Genomic DNA, 20,343 nt, shown 5'->3' with positions numbered 1-20,343 from the left:
ATACAAGTTTCTTACAAGAGTACGCGACGGCTGTCTGTCAACCGCCGCGCACGCCGGCAATTACAGGAACTTGTAGTTCAGACGTGCGTAGAACGTGCGACCCAGCGGGTTGGTGAAGGTCGGATCGTAACCGACCTGGAAGTTCTGTCCGTTACGCGACGATGGTGGATCCTCGTCCGCAATGTTTTTCACGCCAAACGTCATGCTGACGTTTTTCATCGGTTTCCACCCCAAAGTGGCGTCGAAGGTCGAGTAATCGCCAACTTTACGCAGCTCAGGGTAGTTAGGACCGATCGACGCTGGATCGGTGTAGTCCCAATAGCCCTTGGTGTAGTTGTGCGTCAGCGAGGTATTCCACTGGCCGATGCCGTAGGTCAGGCCCAGGGTATGACGGAAACGCGGGGTTGGGCCGAAATCCTTGAAGTTGCCCAGGTCGCTGACTTCCTTCTCACCTTGGTACTGATAGCCGTGCTTGCTGTAGTAGGTCGAATCGAAGTTCGCGCCAACCGTGCCCATATCGCCCATCTTCTGGCGATAGTTCAGGTTCAAATCGATACCGGCGGCGTAGAACTTGCCGGTGTTCACGCGTGGCAGGGCGACGTACGCGAGCGGGAAGTCCTTGTTAGTGCTGGCGCGGTAAGGATTGGCCTTCGACCCTGGCAGTTTCGGGAAACCCTTCACTTCCTCAGCTGCTTCAACGGCAGGATCGTAGCGATAGAACTGGTTAATGTTGGCAACCGGGTCGCCGAACACGGTGTTTTCCGACATCGCGTTAATCGACTTGTCGATTTTCACGTTCCAGTAATCGATCGAGCCGCTGACGGTCGACGTCGGCTGGAATACCAGACCAAGAGTGTACTGCTTCGACTTCTCAGGTTTGAGGTCGGGATTGCCGCTGTTTTGCGTGTCCAACTGAACATTGCACTCATCCTGCAGTTCGCCAACGGAATCGTTGATCGGCGTGCCGTTCGGGCAGCGAATCGGATCACTGAAGTTCGACGAGGTGTTGTTCAGTTCCTTCGGTCTGAGGTTGTCGACCAGGGTCGGTGCGCGGAAGCCGCGCGCCACCGAACCGCGCGCCATGATTACCGTGCTCGGACGGAAGGTGAAGCCCAGTTTCGGGCTCAGGTTATCGAATTCGGTGCCGAAACCGTTCTTGTACTTGTCGTAGCGCGCGGCAGCGGTCAGTTCCAGGCTCTTGATGACCGGCACAACCACTTCCGAGAACAGGCCGAAGACCTTGCGGTCGCCCGTCACGCCAAGAATTTCACCGGCGCCGCCGACTTCGTCACCTTTCTTAAGCACCTCAGACGACTCTTGGGTCAGCTTTTCCTTGCGGAACGAGGTGCCAACCGAGAAGCCAACCGCGCCAGCAGGCATGTTGAAAAGTTCTTTGGACATTTTGAAGTCGAACTCTTTCGAGATCGAGGTCCCGCCGTTTTCAAAGCCGCTCAGTTGCGAACCCAGCAAAGCCGCCAGGCTGGCCGCATCTTGCGTACCGAATACGTTAATTTCACCATTTTTGACCAGCGGATCCAGTCTTGCATAGCTGAACTTGCCTGGACCGAATTGGATCTCGACTTCATTCTTGCCGTAAGTCAGTGCAGTCTCGTAATCCCAGCCCGCGAGCATGCCCTTGGCCCCCACCACGACCCGCGTGTTCTCGGTCTTGGTGAGGTCGTTACGGCCGCCGCCGGCGACGGTACGCCAGGTACCTGTCATCGGACCGGTCGGGGTCACATCCATATCGGCCGCGAGAACGGTTTCCGCCGTCGTGACGCTGCCGTTCGGCATTTTGTAGCCAGCCGGCAGCTTGAGGCCCTTGGGCAGCTTGATCGTTTTTGGATAGAAGCGGCCATTGGCCGGATAGGTCATGGCTTTGGTGTACGGCGCTGGCGACGCAGCCGCGATCATCTTGTCCTTGGTGTAAGCCGCTTCGGCGAACAGTTCCAGGCCTTCGTTGACCTTGAACACGCCGCGCGTGACGATGTTGTCGTGCTTGGCTTCAGGAACCAGGTCGATGTACTTCACATAGTCGGTGCCGCAGCCTTTTTCGCTGTTGACCACCAAGCTGAATTCGTCGTTCTTGCAACCGTTGTAGCGGTAAGGGTTCACGCCAACGTATTTGTTGCCGAGCGAATCGGTGAAGTTCAGGTTGGGCACGCCGTTACGTGGCGAGGACTTGTTGAGGCCCAGATCGGGACGCACGGAGGTGGTCGAGAAGCTGCGCTCGGAAGCGAGCAGTTTCTGGTTCTCTTCGTGATTGGCGCTGAACAGCACGTTGAAGCGGTCGGTCGCGATGTCGCCGAAGCCGCCGGTCAGGTTAAAGCTCTTGGTATTGCCGCCGCCCTGATCCACGTGGGTCTTGTAGGCCGATACTTCCATCCCTTTGTAGTCTTTTTTGAGGATGAAGTTGATCACGCCCGCCACCGCATCGGCGCCGTACACGGCGGAGGCGCCGTCGCGCAGCACTTCGATGCGTTCGATGGCCGACAGCGGAATCGAATTCAAGTCGACCGGGTTGTTGCCGACTGCATAGTTGGCCACGCGGCGGCCGTTGAGCAGCACCAGCGTGTAACGGGCGCCCAGGGCGCGCAGGTTGGCGGTCGACGGCACGCCGGAGGCGCCGACGTTGTTGGAGGCCACGTTGCCACCGAAGTTACCCGGAATCAGGTTGACCAGATCCTGGGCCGAGGTGGCGCCGGTGCGCTCGATGTCTTCGCGGCGAAGAATGGTGACAGGCAGTGCGGTTTCAGCGGCGACGCGCTTGATCGAGGAGCCGGTGATCTCGACGCGCTGCATCGAATTGTCCTGGGAAGCGGTCTGCGCCACGGCAGGCAATGCTGCGAGGCCAAGGCCGACGGCGATACCGCCCGAGAAAACCAGGCGCAGTGAACGCGATAAAACGGTTTCTGTCATCATGTGTGAAATCCCTTGATTTATAAAATATTAGTATTAACACCATCTTTTGGAGGGTGCATCAATTTAAGTAGCGAACCTTGCGGTGGCCGGCTCCGGATCGCGGAGTCTTCCGTTGCAAGGTACAACCAGCCGAGTTCTTGGTAGCGCTGTCTCCGTCGGCTGAACTTCTTCACTTCGCATAGAGCGACTTGTCAATTGGCGTTCGGCTATGCCTTTTTGCCAATCAAGCCCAAGATAGAAACATACGGGAATAATTGATGTCAACGGTAAATACGGAATATGTATATAAACAACAGGGTTGGTGTCGTGCATACGTTTCCGCGGTATTTTTTTACGTGCAAGCCGGGAAATTGTGATTGAATAAAGGTAATTGATTGCCGTGGTTTGCAATGCGAAGCCGTGCTCGCTCGTCGCGGAGGCAAATTCGGCACGTTTGAAGCGCGCCTTGCGGACGCTGGCGCCGTTCGATACGCCTGCCCGCGCGCGCCGGCACCGCCGCCGGCGCTTCGGGAAAACAGCGGGGTGCTGGCGCAGCCCCGCGTAACAGTCAGCGCAACACTCAGTTAACGCTCAGAGGTCCTGACGCAAGCGGCGCTGGCGCACGGCCGCGGCCAAGCCTTCGAGCACGGCCACGCTGCTGTCCCAGTCGATGCAGCCATCGGTGATCGACTGGCCGTAGACCAGTTCCTTGCCCGGCACCAGATCCTGGCGCCCGCCCACCAGATGCGACTCCACCATCACGCCGACGATGCGCTCGTCGCCGCCGGCCACCTGGGCCGCGATGTCGGCGCACACCGGCACCTGGTTTTCCGGCTTCTTGGAACTGTTGGCATGCGAGGCGTCGATCATTAGGCGCGCCGCCAGGCCGAGTGCCGCGATTTGCTGGCAGGCCAGTTCCACGCTGGCCGCGTCATAGTTGGGTGTCTTGCCGCCGCGCAGGATGACGTGGCAATCCTCATTGCCGTTGGTCGAGACGATCGCCGAATGCCCGCCCTTGGTCACCGACAGGAAATGGTGCGGGTGCGAGGCCGCCTTGATCGCTTCGACCGCGATCTTGATGTTGCCGTCGGTCCCGTTCTTGAAGCCCACCGGACAGGACAGCCCGGACGCCAGTTCGCGGTGCACCTGCGACTCGGTGGTGCGCGCGCCGATCGCGCCCCAGCTGATCAGGTCGGCGATGTACTGCGGGCTGATCACGTCCAGGTACTCGGTACCGGCCGGCAAGCCCAGTTCATTGATGTCGCGCAGCAGCTCGCGCGCCATGCGCAGCCCGTCGTTGATGCGGAAGCTGTTGTCCATGTACGGATCGTTGATCAAGCCCTTCCAGCCGACCGTGGTGCGCGGCTTCTCGAAGTACACGCGCATGACGATTTCCAGCTCGTCCTTGAAACGGTCGCGTTCGCCGATCAGGCGGCGCGCATATTCCATGGCCGCCTTGGTATCGTGGATCGAGCACGGGCCGATCACCACCATCAGGCGGTCGTCCTGGCCGTGCAGGATGCGGTGCAGCGCCACGCGCGACGCGCTGGTGGTCTGCTCGGCCCGCTCGCCGCAGGCAAACTCGCGGATCAGGTGGGAGGGCGGCGTCAATTCCTTCATTTCGCGGATGCGTAGATCGTCGGTGCGGGGCATGCTGTTCTCCGTGGCTGGGTCATTCAAAATGGATGGGCTAAAAAAAAACCGCCATGGCTGGCGGTTTTTCTGGATATTGCAAGATCTCGTTGTTGCTACGTGAACCTGCCGCTACTCCACCGCCTTAGGGTTGGAATTGCTAAAGTAAAAGTAGCAGGTAAAGAAAAAGACGTTGTGCATGGCAAGAATCCAAAAGTGGTGCAACGACTATAACAACGATTCCTGCAATTTGGCAAGCTGTTTTATCGGCTTCCGTCAAGGCGATACGCCACAAGCGGTTGCGCCTTCCCCACAACGGGGGCGCCGATGCCTGTCACGTTTGATCCAGATCAGTTGTGCCGGCGCGCCCGGTGCAAAACTCGGTCCATCCAGTCCCCAGCCGAACCTTGCGCCAGATCAAACCCCGATCAACTTTTCCAAATAGATAGATTGACCTAAATCATGGTCATCCCCGGGCGAAGCGGGCGGGGCAGTCAATCGGCAGACAATCGTTTTCCGGAGTCCGCAATGAAAGAATCCGTCATTTCCTGTTCGCTAAGACGCCTGTCCGCCGGCGGCGGCGGCGCCAGCCTGGCCCTGCTCTCGCTGGCCGTCCAGGCCCAAACCCCGGCGCCGCCCGGCCCCATGCCGCGGGTGGAAATCACCGGCACCCACATCCCGCGCGCCACGACCGAGACCGCGGCCGCCGTCATCACCCTGAACCGCAACGATATCGAGCGTTCCGGCAAAACCACGGTGGCCGAACTGCTGCAAACCCTGGCCGTCGATAACCAAGGGTCGGTGCCGTCCAGTTTCGGCAGCGGCTTCGCCAGCGGCGCCTCCGGCCTCTCGCTGCGCGGCCTGGGCGCCGCCTCCACCCTGGTCCTGCTCAACGGGCGCAGGGTGGCGCCCTACGGCCTGGCCGACGATGGCCAGAAAATGTTTTCCGACCTGAACATCATCCCGGCCGACGCGGTCGAGCGGATCGAAGTGCTCAAGGATGGCGCCTCGGCCATCTACGGTTCGGACGCGATCGCCGGCGTGGTCAACGTGATCCTGCGGCGCGACTTTCACGGCACGGCGCTGCGCGCCAGCTTCGGCCAGTCGCGCGAACGCGACGGCAACGATGGCGTCGCCGCCGTGACCTGGGGCAGCGGCGACCTGGACGCCGACCGCTACAACGTCCTGGCCAGCCTCGAGTACGGGCGGCGCGGCGCCATCTGGAACCGCGACCGCGCCGGGCGCGGCCACATCGGGCGCGGCGACCTGCGCCCCTGGGGTTTCAGCGCCCAGGAGTCGCTCGGCGGCACCGGCGCCATCACCATCAACAATGCCGCCGGCAGCGCCATCAATGGCAATGTACGCAACCCCGATACGCTCGACTACGTCAACCGCGGCAACCTGGGCGGGGCCGGCTTCACGCGCACCTTTCCGGGCGCGGCCTGCGCCAATTTCACGCGCCATCCGCAGGGCGATCCGGGCGGCGGCTGCCTGGTCGACGCGGCGCAACTGTACGGCCAGATCCAGCCCCGCCAGGAACGGATCAACTTTTTCGGCCGCGCCACGTTCCAGGCCACGCCGGCGCTGCAGACCTACGCCGAACTGAACCTGTACCGCAGCGAATCGGCATCGTCTTCCACGCCGTCGGCGGTCAGCGGCGCGGTCGGCTCGCCCGCCGGGCCGGTCAACAGCGCCGCCGTGGCGCTGGGCGCGGCCCATCCCGACAATCCGTATTTCGGCAGGCCGGCGCGGCTGCGCTACATGGCGGCCGACCTCGGCCCACGCACGAGCGCGATCGACTCGGACTTCGTGCGCTTCCTGCTCGGCGCCAAGGGCAGCATGGGCCCGTGGGAGCTGGACACCGCCCTGCTGTTCTCGCAAAACCAGGTCAGTAGCGAACGCAGCCGTTATCCGCAGCGCGACGTCCTGTTCGCGCTGCTCAATCCGAGCCCGGAGAATGTGGCGGCGGCCCGCGCCAATCCGGCCTATGCCGCGCTGCCCCCCGGTACCGTCTGGCGCATCGCTGAAAACGCCGGGCTCAATGCGCCGGCCCTGTACGCGGCGCTGGCGCCGACGCTTAACAACGATGCCAAGAGCCGCATCGCCCAGATCGACCTGCGCGCGTCGCGCCAGCTGACCGGGCTCCCCGGCGGGAATCTCGGCATCGCGTTCGGCGGTGAATTCCGGCGCGAAACGGCCGATCTGGAAGCCGTCCCCGGCACCGGGCGCGGCAATATCATTGGCCAGGGCTATTCGGCCCACAAGGGCGGGCGCAACGTGGCAGCGCTGTACGGCGAGGTGCTCGCGCCGGTGCACCGCACCCTGGAACTGTCCGGTGCGCTGAGGGCCGACCACTACACCGACGCCGGCGACTCCTACACACCGAAGTTCGGCGTCAAATGGACGCCGCTGCGCCAGTTTGCCTTGCGCGGCACGTATGCGCGCGGCTTTCGCGCACCGAGCACGGCCGAAAACGGGGTCGGCGGCCTGGCCGCCTACTCCACCGCGGCCGACCCGCTGCGCTGCGCCCTGGGCATCGAGACCGCCTGCAGCCCGGCGTCGGTGGCGATCATCACCTCGCCCAACCCGGCGCTGTCGCCCGAAAGATCGCGCAGCATCAATGTCGGCATGGTGTGGGACCCTTACCGGCGCACCAATATCGCGCTCGACCTGTGGGAAATCAAGCGCAAGAACGACATCAACCAGGAGCAGAGCGATGCCGCCATCGCGGCGGGCCGCATCGCGCGCGATCCGAGCAGCGCCGCCCTTCCGGGCGACCCCGGCCCGATCACGGCGGTGCTGGCCAGCTACGTCAATTCGGCGCGGACCCAGGTGCGTGGCGCCGACCTCGACCTGCGCCAGCGCTTCGACTTCGGGCCGGGCACCGGCGAAGCGAGCATGGATGTCAAGTGGACTCACCTGTTCAAGTGGCAGCGTACCGAGCAGGACGGCAGCACGCGCGACTACGCCGGCACGCACGGCAACTGCGACGTCACCAACTGCATCGGCACGCCCGACGACCGGGTCAATTTCAGGCTGTCATGGGAGCGCGCGGCCTGGCGCGTGTCGGCCAACGTGAACTACCGCGGCGACCTCAAGAACACCCTGTTCAAGAACGACCCCGCTGGTTGCGCCAGCCACTTCGCCAACGGCGACCCGGCCCCGGCCAACTGCGAACTGCCATCCTTCACCACGGTCGATCTGACCGTGCGCTGGAAGCCGACGCCGCGCATCGACGTGTTCGGAACGGCGCAAAACATCTTCGACCAGACCGCCCCGCTCGACCCGCTGACCTACGGCGCCACTGCCTATAACCCGCTCGACTATGCCGGCGCCGTGGGACGTTTTTTCACGGCAGGCGTGCGTTACACCTTTTAGCGCACCTTTCAGCAGCACTCTTTCACCAACCGTTTAACCACCGGAGCAATCCATGATTGAAAAAGCCTTATCCGCCGCCATCCGCGGCCTGTGCGCCGGCGGCGCCCTGCTCGGCGCCGGCGTGCTGGCCCTGCCCGCACAGGCCCAGGCCCAGACGCCCGCCGACACTTCCCAGACGATGCAAAAAGTCGAAATCGTCGGCACCTCGATCAGGCGGCGCCTCGAGGCGCAAACCGCGTTGCCGATCACCTCGCTGCGCGCCGAAGACTTCGCCAAGCAGGGCCTTTCCACCGCGCAGGAAGTGCTGGCCACGATCCCGATGAACCAGACCTCGACCGGCGCCAGCCAGTCGGTCGGCTCCGGCACCGGCGGGCGCGCCACAGCCAATCTGCGCGGCCTGGGCGGGGACAAGACCCTGGTACTGCTCAACGGCCGGCGCCTGGCCAACCACCCCTTCTTTGCCGACACGGTCGACCTGAACATCATTCCCGTCGCCGCGCTCGACCGGGTCGAGGTGCTGCGCGATGGCGCCTCGGCCATCTACGGCAGCGACGCCATCGGCGGCGTGATCAACTTCGTCACCAAGCGCTCCTACCGCGGCCTGGAAGTGAGCGTGGAAGCGTACGAGCCGGCCGGCTCGGGCGGCGGCGACGAGCAGCGCGTCAACGTCATCGGCGGCTGGGGCGACCTGGCCACCGACGGTTACAACGTGCTCGGCATTGTCGACTTTCACCGCCAGTCCGCGCTGACGGCCACCGACCGCGACTTCGCGCGCACCGGCGTGCGCCCCGAGCGCGGCATGGACCAGACCAGCGGCACCACCTTCCCCGCCAATTTCTATTCGGAGAACGACATCTCGGGCAATCCCAGCTTTGCCAGCGGTTGCCGCCCGCCCTACTCGATCCCCAACCGCAGCGGCGCGCCGACTTGCCGCTTCGACTACACCCAGTTCGTCGACCTGATTCCGCTGACCAAGCAGGAAACCTTCCTCGGCCGCTTCAGCAAAAAGCTCGGGGCCGACCATACCGCCACCCTGGAATACCTGCGCAGCCGCAGCACCAACGAAGCGCGCGTGGCGCCGCCGCCGCTGGCCGGCATCGGCCTGACCATGAGCAATACCAGCCCCTTCTATCCGGGCGCCGGCATCACCCCGGCCGTGGCCGGCCTGACCGGCGAGCCGCTCGACGTCAGCTGGCGGCCCCTGGTGACCGGCAAGCGCGAAGGCCTCGACGTGAGCCTGTCGGACCGGCTGCTGGCCAGCATGGAAGGCACGGTCGGCGGCTGGGATTACAGCGCCGGCCTGTCGTACGCGGTGGGGCGGGCGCGCAGCGCGTTTACCAACGGCTACGTGATCGATGCGCGCATGATCGAGGGCGTGGGTAACGGCTTGCTCAACCCGTTCGGCGAGCAGACCCCGGCCGGCAACGACTACCTGCGCCAGTCGCTGCTCCTGGGCGAATACTTGCGCGCCAAGATCAAGAGCGGCGCCATCGACTTCAAGGCCAGCCGCGAGCTGATGAACCTGCCCGCCGGCCCGCTCGGCTTCGCGCTGGGCGGCGAATTCCGGCGCGACGAAGCCGACTACCGCGTCAACCGCGCGCTGGCCAGCCAGGCGTCCAGTTCCGGCTACGCCGACGCCCAGGACCAGAGCGGCAGCCGCAACATCGGCGCCGTGTTCACCGAGTTCAACATCCCGGTCATCAAGGACCTCGAAGTCAACCTGGCCGCGCGCTACGACGATTACACCGACTTCGGCCACAGCTTCAACCCCAAGGTGGCGCTGCGCTGGCAGCCGAGCAAGCAGGTGCTGCTGCGCGGCTCGTTCAACAAGGGCTTCCGCGCGCCCACCCTGTACGATCTGCACGGGCCGCAGACCACCACCAACACCAGCAGCCCCTGGGACGATCCGGTGCTGTGTCCGGGCGGTACGGCGGCTCCCGGCGCCAATCCCAATCTCGCCTGCGACCAGCAACAAAACCAGCGCCAGGGCGGCAACCCCGACGTCAAGCCGGAACGCTCGCGCACCTACAGCGCCGGGATCGTGCTCGAACCGACGCGCGACCTGACCTTGTCGCTCGACTACTGGGATATCCGCCTCAAGGACCAGATCAGCGCGCTGGCGGAGGAATCAATCTTCGGCAACTACCAGAAATACCAGAACCTGTATTTCTACAATGCCGCCCGCACCCGGCTCGACTACGTGCTGACGATCACCCAGAACCTGGGCGAGGTCAAGACCCGCGGCGTCGACCTGGGACTGCTGTGGCGTCTCCAGCGCGGCCAGTGGGGCGACTTTACCCTGGGGGTCGATGGCACCTGGGTGGACCGCTACGACTATCAGAACGAGCGCAACGGACCGTTCACCGTCAACGTGGGGCGCTATGCCGATGCCAGTCCGGTATTCCGCTGGCGTCACAACGCCAGTCTGGGATGGACCCGCGGTCCCGTGAACATGACCCTGTCCAACCGCTATCTGTCCGGCTACGACGACCAGCCCGATGAACACGGGGTCGTGCCCGGCCGAGTGGGACATTACTCGACCTGGAGCCTGGCGGGCACCTACACGGCCAACCAGAAGGTCAGCGTGACCGCCGGCGTCAAGAACCTGCTCGACGACGACCCGCCCTTCACGGTCCAGAGTACGACCTTCCAGCAGGGCTACGATCCGCGCTACACGGACCCGCTCGGACGGACGTTTTACGTGAGGGCCACGTACAAGTTCTGAGTACGAAGTTCCGGGTGCCGCCAGCGGAAACGCCGGCCAGAAAGCACAAAGGGCGCACCGCAAGTGCACCCTTTGCGTAACAGCGCCGGCAATGACGCTGCCTGACGCTGCTGAAAAGTCGCCGGCCCTGGAAAACTTACGCCGTGCCGCCCACCGTCACCTCTTCGATGCGCAAGGTCGGCTGGCCCACGCCGACCGGCACGCTCTGGCCTTCCTTGCCGCACACGCCTACACCGGAATCGAGGCGCATGTCGTTGCCGATCATCGATACGCGGTTGAGCACGTCCGGACCGTTACCGATCAGGGTGGCACCCTTGACCGGATAGGTGACCTTGCCGTTTTCGATCATGTACGCTTCGCTGGCCGAGAACACGAACTTGCCGTTGGTGATATCGACCTGGCCGCCGCCGAAATTGACCGCGTACAAGCCGTTCTTGACCGAAGCCAGGATTTCTTCCGGGTCCTTGTCGCCGCCCAGCATATAGGTGTTGGTCATGCGCGGCATCGGCAGGTGCGCGAACGATTCGCGCCGCGCATTGCCCGTCACCGGCATCTTCATCAGGCGCGCATTCATCGTGTCCTGGATGTAGCCCTTCAGGATGCCATCTTCGATCAGCGTCGTGCACTGGGTTGGATTGCCTTCGTCATCCATGTTGAGCGAACCGCGGCGGTCGGCCAGGGTGCCGTCGTCAACCACGGTCACGCCCTTGGCGGCAACGCGCTCGCCGATACGGCCCGAAAACGCCGACGAACCCTTGCGGTTGAAGTCGCCTTCGAGCCCGTGTCCGATCGCTTCGTGCAGCAGCACGCCGGGCCAGCCCGGTCCGAGCACGATGGTCATCGGCCCGGCCGGGGCCGGACGCGCATCGAGATTGACCACGGCCGCCTTGACCGCCTCCTCCGCGTAGCGCTCCAGCACCACGTCGTCGAAATAGCCGTAGTTGTAGCGCCCGCCACCGCCGGACGAGCCCATTTCACGGCGCCCGTTCTGCTCGACAATGACCGTCACCGAGACCCGCACCAGCGGCCGGATATCGGCCGCCAGCACGCCATCGCTGCGCACCACCAGCACCACATCGTATTCGCCGGCCAGGCCCGCCATCACCTGCACCACGCGCGGATCTTTCGCGCGCGCCATTTTTTCCACGCGCTCAAGCAGCTTGACCTTGGCCGTCGCGTCGAGCGAGGCCAGCGGATCGTTGGGCAGGTACAGCGAGCGTCCGCCCACCGGCGTCATCGAGGACGCCACCTTGATCTTGCCGGCGCCGGCGCGCGCAATGGTGCGCGTGGCCGCGGCCGCGTCGAGCAGGGCACGTTCCGAGATTTCATCGGAGTAAGAGAAAGCGGTCTTGTCGCCCGACACGGCGCGCACGCCGACGCCCTGGTCGATCGAGAAACTGCCGGTCTTGACGATGCCCTCTTCCAGGCTCCAGCCTTCACTCTTGGTGAACTGGAAATACAGATCGGCGTAATCGACCTTGTGGGTGAACATCGTACCCAGGGTGGAGAGGAGCTTGCCTTCATCGAGGCCAAATGGCGTCAGCAGCACATCGCGCGCGACAGCCAGGGAGGAGAGATTCGGTTCGAACGGGGTCATTTTGCGGGTCTTTCAATGTGGATCAGCCATTGTGCCATAGTCGGCTTATTGCGGTAGCTCACAGTTTGCGGTGCTTGAGCGCAGGCAAGCTTTCGCGCACCTCCGCCAGGAAGGCAGGGTCGAGCGCGCCGCTGACGATGCCCTCGCCCTCTTCCAGCACGGCCTTGACCTCGCCCCAGGGGTCGATCAGCATGCTGTGGCCGAAGGTGCGGCGTCCGTTCTGGTGGGTGCCGCCCTGGGCCGAAGCGAGCACATAGCACTGGTTTTCGATGGCGCGCGCGCGCAGCAGCACTTCCCAGTGCGCAAGACCCGTGGTGTGGGTAAAGGCGGCGGTGACGACCATCAGCGCGCACTCGCCCATGGCCCGGTACAGCTCGGGAAAACGCAGGTCGTAGCAGACCGACAAGCCAACCCGCCCGAACGGCGCCTCGAACGTCACCACGGCCTCGCCCGGCACGATGGTGCGCGCCTCGTCGTAGCTTTCGGCGCCGCGGGTAAAGCCGAACAGGTGGATCTTGTCGTAGCGGTGCACAGGGCGGCCCTGCGGGTCGTACACCAGGGTGGTGTTCATTACGCGCCCGGCGTCGGGGGACACCAGCGGCAAGGTGCCGCCGATCAGCCAGATGCCGTGCTCGCGCGCGGCCTGCGCCATGCACTCCTGGATCGGGCCCTGCCCGGGCGCCTCGGCATGGGCCACCTTGTCGGTGTCGCTCATGCCCATGATGGGCCAGTATTCCGGCAAGGTCACCAGGGTGGCGCCGCGCGCAGCCGCATCGCGCACCAGCCGGCGGGCGGTGGCGATGTTCTCGGCGACATCAGGGGTGCTGATCATTTGTACTGCGGCCACGGTGCTCATATCATTCTCTCCAGTCAGTCGTTGCGGTCGTTCGCTTCAGTTGGTCCCCGGCTTGACGTTGCTTGCCGGCACGGCCAGCGGTGGCGGCCCCTTGGGCGAACCCAGCTTGGTGATGACCGGCGCCTTCCATGGGCCGGTGATCTGCATTTCATAGGTCAGCGCACGCATCACGGGGGCGCGCAGGAACAGTTGCGCGAGGAAGCTGCCCAGCCCGACCACCGGATTGACCGCCAGTGCGTACACCAGCGGGCCGGTGCCCAGGTTAAATTCGGGGATCACCACCACATGGAGGTTGGTCGACTCGTTTGCAATGTCGGCCGTGCCTGCCATGAGCACGGTGGCGGCCACGCCATGCATCTTGAGGTTGTCGGTGCGCACCACGCCGCGCGTGATGCTGGCGTTGGCGCTGATGCCGTCGAACGCCAGGCCTTCCGAAAACACATCGTGGAAATCGAGTTTGAGCAGGCGCGGCAGCATTTGCAGGCTCAGCACGCCCAGCAGCTTGGCCGCGCCCGGGTCTTGCTTGAGGAACTGGCCGGACGCCACGCGCATGTCGATCTTGCCCGACAGGCTGGGGATATCGAGCGAATACGGCAAGCCGTTCCAGGCGATGTCGCCCGACATCTTGCCCTTGCCGCGGCGCAGCGTTTCCGGGAAACCGAAACGGTCGAGCAGCTTGCCCGCATCCTCGATCTCCATGGAGAAATTCAGGCTGGTATTGCTCTGCCCTTCCCGCGTCACCCATTTGCCGGTACTGCGCAGCACGCCGTCCGGATTGGCCAGCAGCAGGCTGTTGATCTGCCACTCGCGCCCGCTCGCAACCTGGGCATTGCTGGCGACTAGTTCCAGCCGGCCCAGTTTCTTGTTGAACAGTTCGAAGTGCTCGGCCACGATATCGAGCGCCGGGATGGTGGCCGCGGCGCTCTTGCCGCCTTCGAGCAAGTCCTTCACGCCGGCCGCGGCCGACTCGGGAATGATCAGCGAGGCCAGGCGCGCCGTGACCTTGCCCAAGCCCTGGCCGCCGGCGCCCTCGACCCAGGTGATGTGGCCGGCCACCTGGCGCGCATCGATATTCGCCTGCCAGGTATCCTTCACGTGCGAGGCGCCCACCACCACGTTGTCGAGCTTGCGCTCGCTGATGATCAGTTCGCCCGCGCGCGCGGCCAGCACATCGGCCACCACGTACTGCGCCAGGTCCATGCCGCCATCGACCGGTACGCCGGCCGCCGCTCCGGCGGCCGCAGGGATGCCGGCCGCGGGCTCGGGCGCGGCATGCGCCACCGAGGCGGCGATCGCGATCCACTGATCGACGTTGAGCGACTTCATGTCGACATTGACCATCACGCCGCTGTCCGGGGCCGGGGCCGGCACGTTCACGCCGATGCCGCCGCTCTCGACCCGCCATGGACCCTTGCCGTGCTTGATCCTCTGGTAGCGCGCGCCCATGTTGGCGCCCAGCGCCAGCCGGATCTCATCGCGCGCCACGCCAGGGTCGGCGCTTGGCAGGCCGCCCAGGGTGAAGTGCAGAGGCAGGGTGTCGGCCGCCGCCTTGTTCAGAGGCGCCGGCAAGTCAACGCCCAGGCCCGCCAGGGTCGAGTCGACCGTCACCAGCGCCTGGTGATCCTTGACCACCACCGAGCCGGTGTAGCGGGTGCCGCCCGAGACCAGCCCCAGCACATGGCGCAGGGCGGGCGCGGGATAGGTCTTGCGGATGCCGTCGGCCGTGGCCACGCCGCTGAGCTTGATCACGATGGCATTGTCGCGGCCGCTCCCGCCGGTCAGGGCCAGCGGCCCGCCCAGGAAGCTGGCGCCGACGCCGTTCAGGTTGATGCCGCGTTCGTTGAATTCGAGCTTGCCGATGGCCGCCTGCAGCGGCGGCAAGGGGTCGAACAGCACCACGTCGTTGCCCATCAGTTGCAAGGTGCCCTGCACCTTCGATTCGATCAGATGGTTCAGCGGCAACTGCAGCTTGAGCGCCAGCTTGGCGTTGCCGGTCGCGCGCGTATGTTCGGTAAAGCGCCCGATCCAGTTCAGCACCGGGCTCGCTTCCACATAGCCGAGGAAATCCTGCATGGGCGCGGCCGCGTTGCCGTCGATTTCCAGCACCTTGTCCGGATCGGCCAGGTCGGCGATCACAGCCGTGACGGCGCTCAATGCCACGCCGCGGGTGCGCCCCGTGTCGCCCTTGATTTCCATGCGCGCGCGCTCGAACAGAAACGTGCCGTTGATCTGCTCGGCCTGGGGCCATACCGGTGCCACGCCGTCGGGGGCGAAATGGCCGGGCGCGTAGTTCAGGCGCGCGTTTTCCAGGCGTCCGCCGACCCGGAACTCGCCCTTGCGCTCGCCCGGCGTATTGCTACGGAAGGGGAAATGGGCCAGATCGCCGCGCAGGCGGAAGGTGGCGTCCTGGGCCACGCCGTCTTCCAGCGCGCCGGTCAGCCAGCCACGCAGGTGTTCCGGGGTGGCCAGGGGCAGGTAGCGCCCGATGGTGTTCAGGGCAAACCCGCTGAGCGTGCCGCTGACGTCGACGATCGCGGCCGGCTTGCCCGGCTGCGACCCGAGGGTCATCTGGTGCGTGCCGGACAGCGAACCGCTCAGCGCGCCCTGGACAAAGTTCAGGCTGTCCAGGTCCACCATCAATTTATTGCCGGTCGCAAAGCGCCAGCGCGCGCGCGCGGCGAACTGGTCGAACGGCATGGCCGGGTCGGCGAACCAGGCCGGCAATTGCAGCACCAGTTGCTGCGAATCGAGGCTGATCGCGCCGCCCTGCTCGCTCGCGTCGAGCATGCCGGACAGGTTTTCGATGCCGGGAATCGGCGGCACGGCCGCGCGCGCCGGCGTGTTCGCGCTCTTGGCCACGGCCAGCCGCGCCGGCTGGGCGCGCATGCTTAGGCCGTCGAGCTTGCCGCGCACGCGGTAGCTGGCAATGTCCGGGAACCTGCCCTGCCACTGCGCCGAAAAGTCGCTCACCCGCCCGCGCAGGCCGGCCTCGGTCAGCATCTGGCGCTGCCCCGGCGTGAGCGGCAGCTGGGCGGCCAGCTTGGCCAGCGTTTCCAGGTCGAGCTGGCGCGCGCTCACCGTCACCTGCTCGGGCGTCCTGCCGCGCGCCGGCACGTAGGACTCGGACAAGGTGGTCGGCGCCAGGCTCAGGCCGTCGGCGGTGAGCAGGGAAAAATCGGTGAGGCTCACTTCGTGGCCGTGCGCGCCGAAGGCCGGGGCGCCGCGGTTGCTGCCGCTGGCGAAGGTTTCGCGCGCCGACAGGCGGCCGCGCACGCGCGCCAGTTCCAGCGCCGGCAAGTCGCGTCCGAGGCGCGCCGACACCCCGGCCAGCACGACGTCGGCGGTGAAGCCGGCCAGCTTGGCCCGGTCCAGGCTCAGCCAGGCGCGCACCGATCCCTGGCCCTGGCTCACCTTGACCGGATAATCGAGGTACGGCGTCCAGGCGGACAGGTCGGTATCGGGCAGGTCGGCGTACAGCTCGCCCTTCCACTGGCGCACGTCGGCCATGCGCTTGGCGAAGCGCGGATGAACAAAGTCGGCGCGCACGTCGAGCGGCCCGGCCAGACTGGCCGGGGGCGTGGCGCGCAAGCCGAAGCGGTGGTGCTGCCAGCGGTTCTTCAGCACCATGTCGACGTTCTCCAGCGCCAGCAGCGGGGCGCCGCGCAACTGGTCGGTCCACTGCACCCGGCCTTCGCGGATCACGATCTGGCGCTGCTTGAAAGCCCAGTCGGCGCCACTGCCGTCGCCATCGGCATGGCGCTTGATCAGCATGCCGGCCACGAACAGCTGGCCGGCGGCGTCGCGCCGGATGTCGAGGTCGGGACGAATGATTTCCAGGGAGTAAAAGCGCGGTTCCAGGGTCGGCACGCTCCACCACGACAGGGTGGCCGACACGCTCGGCAGGCTCAGCACCTGGCGCCCGCCGGGATCGCGTACGATCACGTCGCCCAGGAACAGGTTCGGGCGCAGGCCGCGCCAGGAGGCGTAGATGCGGGTGATGGTCACCTCGCTGCCCAGCGCGCGGCTGGCGATGCGCTCGATATTGCCCTTGTAATAGTCAATATTCGGCAAAATCACGTAGCGCAGCACCAGAAACACGATGGTGAAGATGAAATACACCAGCAGCGCCAGCTTGATCGTAAAGCCCAGCACATGGTGGGTGGCGCGGTTGCACACCCGATAGGCGGAACGCAGCCGCCGCCAGCGCTCTGCGATGGGCAGGTGCTCGGCGGGCGTCGGTGCTTCCGGTGTGTGCATCAATAAACTGATAAAGGGTCCGCCGTGTAAATGTATTGCAGCAAGAGAGCGCTTGCGTCAGAGCCGCCCACTCCCTTACCATCGTCCTGATCCGCACTGCGGCGGCCTATCGCGACGCGGGCCAATTCTACCTTATACCGCGTCGCTGAACCCGACTTTCACTCACCCTGACCCGACGCCAACCCATGAACCAAGCTTCCCTGACAACGCTGTCGCGCTTTTACCAACGCTGGCTGGCGGCCGATTCCAGCCGCGCCGGCGCCGTCGCCGCCCTCGGCGCGAGCGCCCTCGACCAGCTTGACCTGGCGCAAGCGCTGGCCAGCCAGCGCGGTCCCGACGGCGCCGCGCTGCCGCCCGTGCGCGCCATGCGCCGCCTGCGCAACCTGCTGGTGGCCGGCCTGATCGAACGCGACCTCGACGGCCGGGCCGACCTGGCCGAAGTGGTCGCCAGCATGACCAGCTTCGCCGATTTCGCCATCCGCACCCATCTGGCGGCCCTGATGGCCGAACAGGTGGCCAGTCACGGCATGCCTGTCGGCTACGAATCGGGCTTGCCGCAGGAAATGATTGTGTTGGCAATGGGCAAGCAAGGCGGCGGCGAACTGAATGTCTCGTCCGACATCGACCTGATCTTCGTCTACCCGGAAGATGGCGACACCGCCGCCGGTCCGGGCCAGCGCCCCTTGTCGAACCACGAATTTTTCGCGCGCCTGGGCAAGAAGCTGATCGCCGCCCTGTCCGAAATCACCGAAGATGGCTTCACGTTCCGGGTCGACATGGCGCTGCGCCCGAACGGCAACTCCGGCCCCCTCGTTGCCAGCCTGAACATGGTGGAGGAATACCTGATCGTCCAGGGCCGCGAATGGGAGCGCTACGCCTGGGTCAAGGCGCGCGCGGTCACCGGCACCGAGGTCGATATCGCCGCGCTGGAAGCCATCGTCCATCCCTTCGTGTACCGGCGCTACCTCGATTTCGGCGTGATCGATGCGATCCGCACCATGCACGCCCAGATCCGCGCCGAGGTCGACCGCCAGGAACGGCTGCATCCGGACCGCAGCAACAACGTCAAGCTGGGGCGCGGCGGGATCCGCGAAATCGAATTCCTGGCCCAGGTGTTCCAGCTGATCCGCGGCGGGCGCGATGCCGCCCTGCGCGACCGTTCCACCCGCGCCACCCTGCGCGTGCTGGCCGACAAGGAATTGCTGACTCCGGACACGGTCGGCCAGCTGCTCGACTCCTACAGCTTCCTGCGCAACCTGGAGCATCGCCTGCAATACCTGGACGACGCCCAGACCCACACCCTGCCCGCCAGCGAGGCCGACCGCGCCGTCATCGCGCAAATGATGCGCCTGCCGGACGTGGCCACCCTGCTGGCGCAGCTGGAACAGCACCGCCATTTCGTCGCCGCCCAGTTCGACGCCATTTTCAGCGACAAATCCGAACAGAGCGGCGACACGGTCGACCCGGCGGCCAGCAGCTGGGCCGGGGCCGACCTCGACAACCGCGAAGCGATCGAAGCGCACCTGCGCGCGCTCAGCTTCGACGATGCCGGCGGCGCCGCCCAGCGCCTGATGAGCACCTGGCAGTCCGGCAAGGTGCAAGCCCTGCCCGAAGCGAGCCGCACCCGGCTGCTGGCGCTGGTCAACGCCGCCCTGCCCCTGATCGCCAAGACGGCGCAGGAAGCCGGTTCCGGCAGCGCCAGTTCGACCCTGACCCGCCTGCTGGCGTTTTTCGAAGCCATCGCGCGCCGCTCGGCCTACCTGTCGCTGCTGACCGAATACCCGCACACCCTGGAACGCGTGATCCGCATGATGTACGCCAGCGGCTGGGCGGCGACCTTCCTGACCCAGCACCCGATCGTGCTCGACGAGCTGCTCGACGAACGGGTGCGCAGCGCCGTGCCCGACTGCGCCGCCCTGGCCGCCGAACTGAAGGAACAACTGGGCGCGGCCGCCGGCGACACCGAACGCCAGATGGATATCCTGCGCGAAGCCCACCACGCGCAACTGTTCCGCCTGCTGGCGCAAGACCTGGCGGGTGAGCTGACCGTGGAAAAGCTGGCCGACTATCTGTCGGCGCTGGCCGACACCATCGTCGCGGCCACCATCGACGCCGCCTGGCAGGCGATCGCCACGCGCCACCGCGAGGTGCCGCGCTTCGCCGTCATCGCCTACGGCAAGCTGGGCGGCAAGGAACTCGGTTACGTGTCGGACCTGGACGTGATTTTCCTGTTCGACGACGACGACCAGGAAGCGCCCGGCAACTACGCCAAGCTGGCCCAGCGCTTCATTACCTGGATGACGGCGCATACCTCGGCCGGCATCCTGTTCGACATCGATACCGCGCTGCGCCCGGACGGCGCCAGCGGCATGCTGGTATCGAGCGTGGCGGCGTTCGAGCGCTACCAGGAAAATTCGGCCTGGATCTGGGAACACCAGGCGCTCACCCGGGCGCGCTTTTGCGCCGGCGACACGGCCATCGGCGAGCGCTTCGAAGCCGTGCGCGAAGGCGTGCTGCGGCTGGACCGCACGGCGCGCGCCGGCGAGCTGCGCGACGAAGTGCTCAAGATGCGCAAGAAGATGCACGACGCTTATCCGAGCCGTCCGGGACAGTTCGAGCTCAAGCAGGATGAAGGCGGCATGATCGATGTCGAATTCATGTCGCAATACCTGGTGCTGCGCCATGCCGCCCAGTACCCGCAGCTGACGGTTAATCTGGGCAACATCGGGCTGCTGCGCATGTTCGCCGACCTCGGCCTGATCGATGCCGACCTGGCGCTGGCGGTGGGCGACGCCTACCGCGCCATGCGCAAGCTGCAGCACCAGTTGCGCCTGCAGGGCAAGGATAGCGCGCGCATCGATCCGGCGCTGGTGGCACGCCACAGCGCGGCGGTGCGGCGCCTGTGGGCGGCGGTGTTCGGGCTCGATGCGCCGGCGCCTGGCTGACAGCAGGCAGCGCGCGCCGGCGCTGCCCGGCGCCCGAAAAAAAACCCGGCGC

General features: G+C 65.5%; 8 protein-coding genes. 3 read left to right on the top strand and 5 right to left on the bottom strand.

Going from position 1 to position 20,343, the window contains the following annotated elements; genetic code table 11:
• Nucleotides 1-60: 60 nt before the first annotated feature.
• Nucleotides 61-2,922, bottom strand: coding sequence for a TonB-dependent receptor plug domain-containing protein (locus CR152_RS08835; protein ID WP_099874584.1), 2,862 nt, complete (start codon nt 2,920-2,922; stop codon nt 61-63).
• 570 nt (nt 2,923-3,492) lie between these two features.
• Complete coding sequence (gene aroG / locus CR152_RS08830) at nt 3,493-4,554, bottom strand: 3-deoxy-7-phosphoheptulonate synthase AroG (RefSeq protein WP_099874583.1); 1,062 nt, start codon at nt 4,552-4,554, stop codon at nt 3,493-3,495.
• Nucleotides 4,555-5,061: 507 nt separating this feature from the next.
• Between aroG and CR152_RS08825 the strand changes: the two genes are divergently transcribed.
• On the top strand, nt 5,062-7,911 hold the full coding sequence (locus CR152_RS08825; protein WP_099874582.1) for a TonB-dependent receptor: 2,850 nt from the start codon (nt 5,062-5,064) through the stop codon (nt 7,909-7,911).
• Nucleotides 7,912-7,963: 52 nt separating this feature from the next.
• Nucleotides 7,964-10,636: a TonB-dependent receptor gene (locus tag CR152_RS08820; protein ID WP_099874581.1), complete on the top strand. Its 2,673-nt coding sequence runs from the start codon at nt 7,964-7,966 to the stop codon at nt 10,634-10,636.
• Nucleotides 10,637-10,772: 136 nt separating this feature from the next.
• Here the strand turns inward: CR152_RS08820 and tldD are convergent, their stop codons facing one another.
• From tldD to CR152_RS08805, 3 genes are read right to left on the bottom strand one after another with little or no spacing between them, the layout of a single operon-like run.
• Nucleotides 10,773-12,233, bottom strand: a complete 1,461-nt coding sequence (gene tldD, locus CR152_RS08815) for a metalloprotease TldD (protein WP_099874580.1) — start codon at nt 12,231-12,233, stop codon at nt 10,773-10,775.
• A gap of 58 nt (nt 12,234-12,291) precedes the next feature.
• The gene (locus CR152_RS08810) at nt 12,292-13,089 is read right to left on the bottom strand and encodes a carbon-nitrogen hydrolase family protein (RefSeq protein WP_099874579.1); all 798 of its coding nucleotides are present in this window, start codon (nt 13,087-13,089) and stop codon (nt 12,292-12,294) included.
• A gap of 36 nt (nt 13,090-13,125) precedes the next feature.
• Nucleotides 13,126-17,346 (bottom strand): YhdP family protein, encoded by a 4,221-nt coding sequence (locus CR152_RS08805; protein WP_099874578.1) that lies wholly within the window; start codon nt 17,344-17,346, stop codon nt 13,126-13,128.
• A gap of 185 nt (nt 17,347-17,531) precedes the next feature.
• Between CR152_RS08805 and glnE the strand changes: the two genes are divergently transcribed.
• Nucleotides 17,532-20,291: a bifunctional [glutamate--ammonia ligase]-adenylyl-L-tyrosine phosphorylase/[glutamate--ammonia-ligase] adenylyltransferase gene (gene glnE, locus CR152_RS08800; protein WP_099874577.1), complete on the top strand. Its 2,760-nt coding sequence runs from the start codon at nt 17,532-17,534 to the stop codon at nt 20,289-20,291.
• Nucleotides 20,292-20,343: the final 52 nt, after the last annotated feature.

Source organism: Massilia violaceinigra, assembly GCF_002752675.1.
Taxonomy (GTDB): Bacteria; Pseudomonadota; Gammaproteobacteria; order Burkholderiales; family Burkholderiaceae_D; genus Telluria_A; species Telluria_A violaceinigra.
This window is presented reverse-complemented; position numbering and strand designations above follow the sequence as displayed.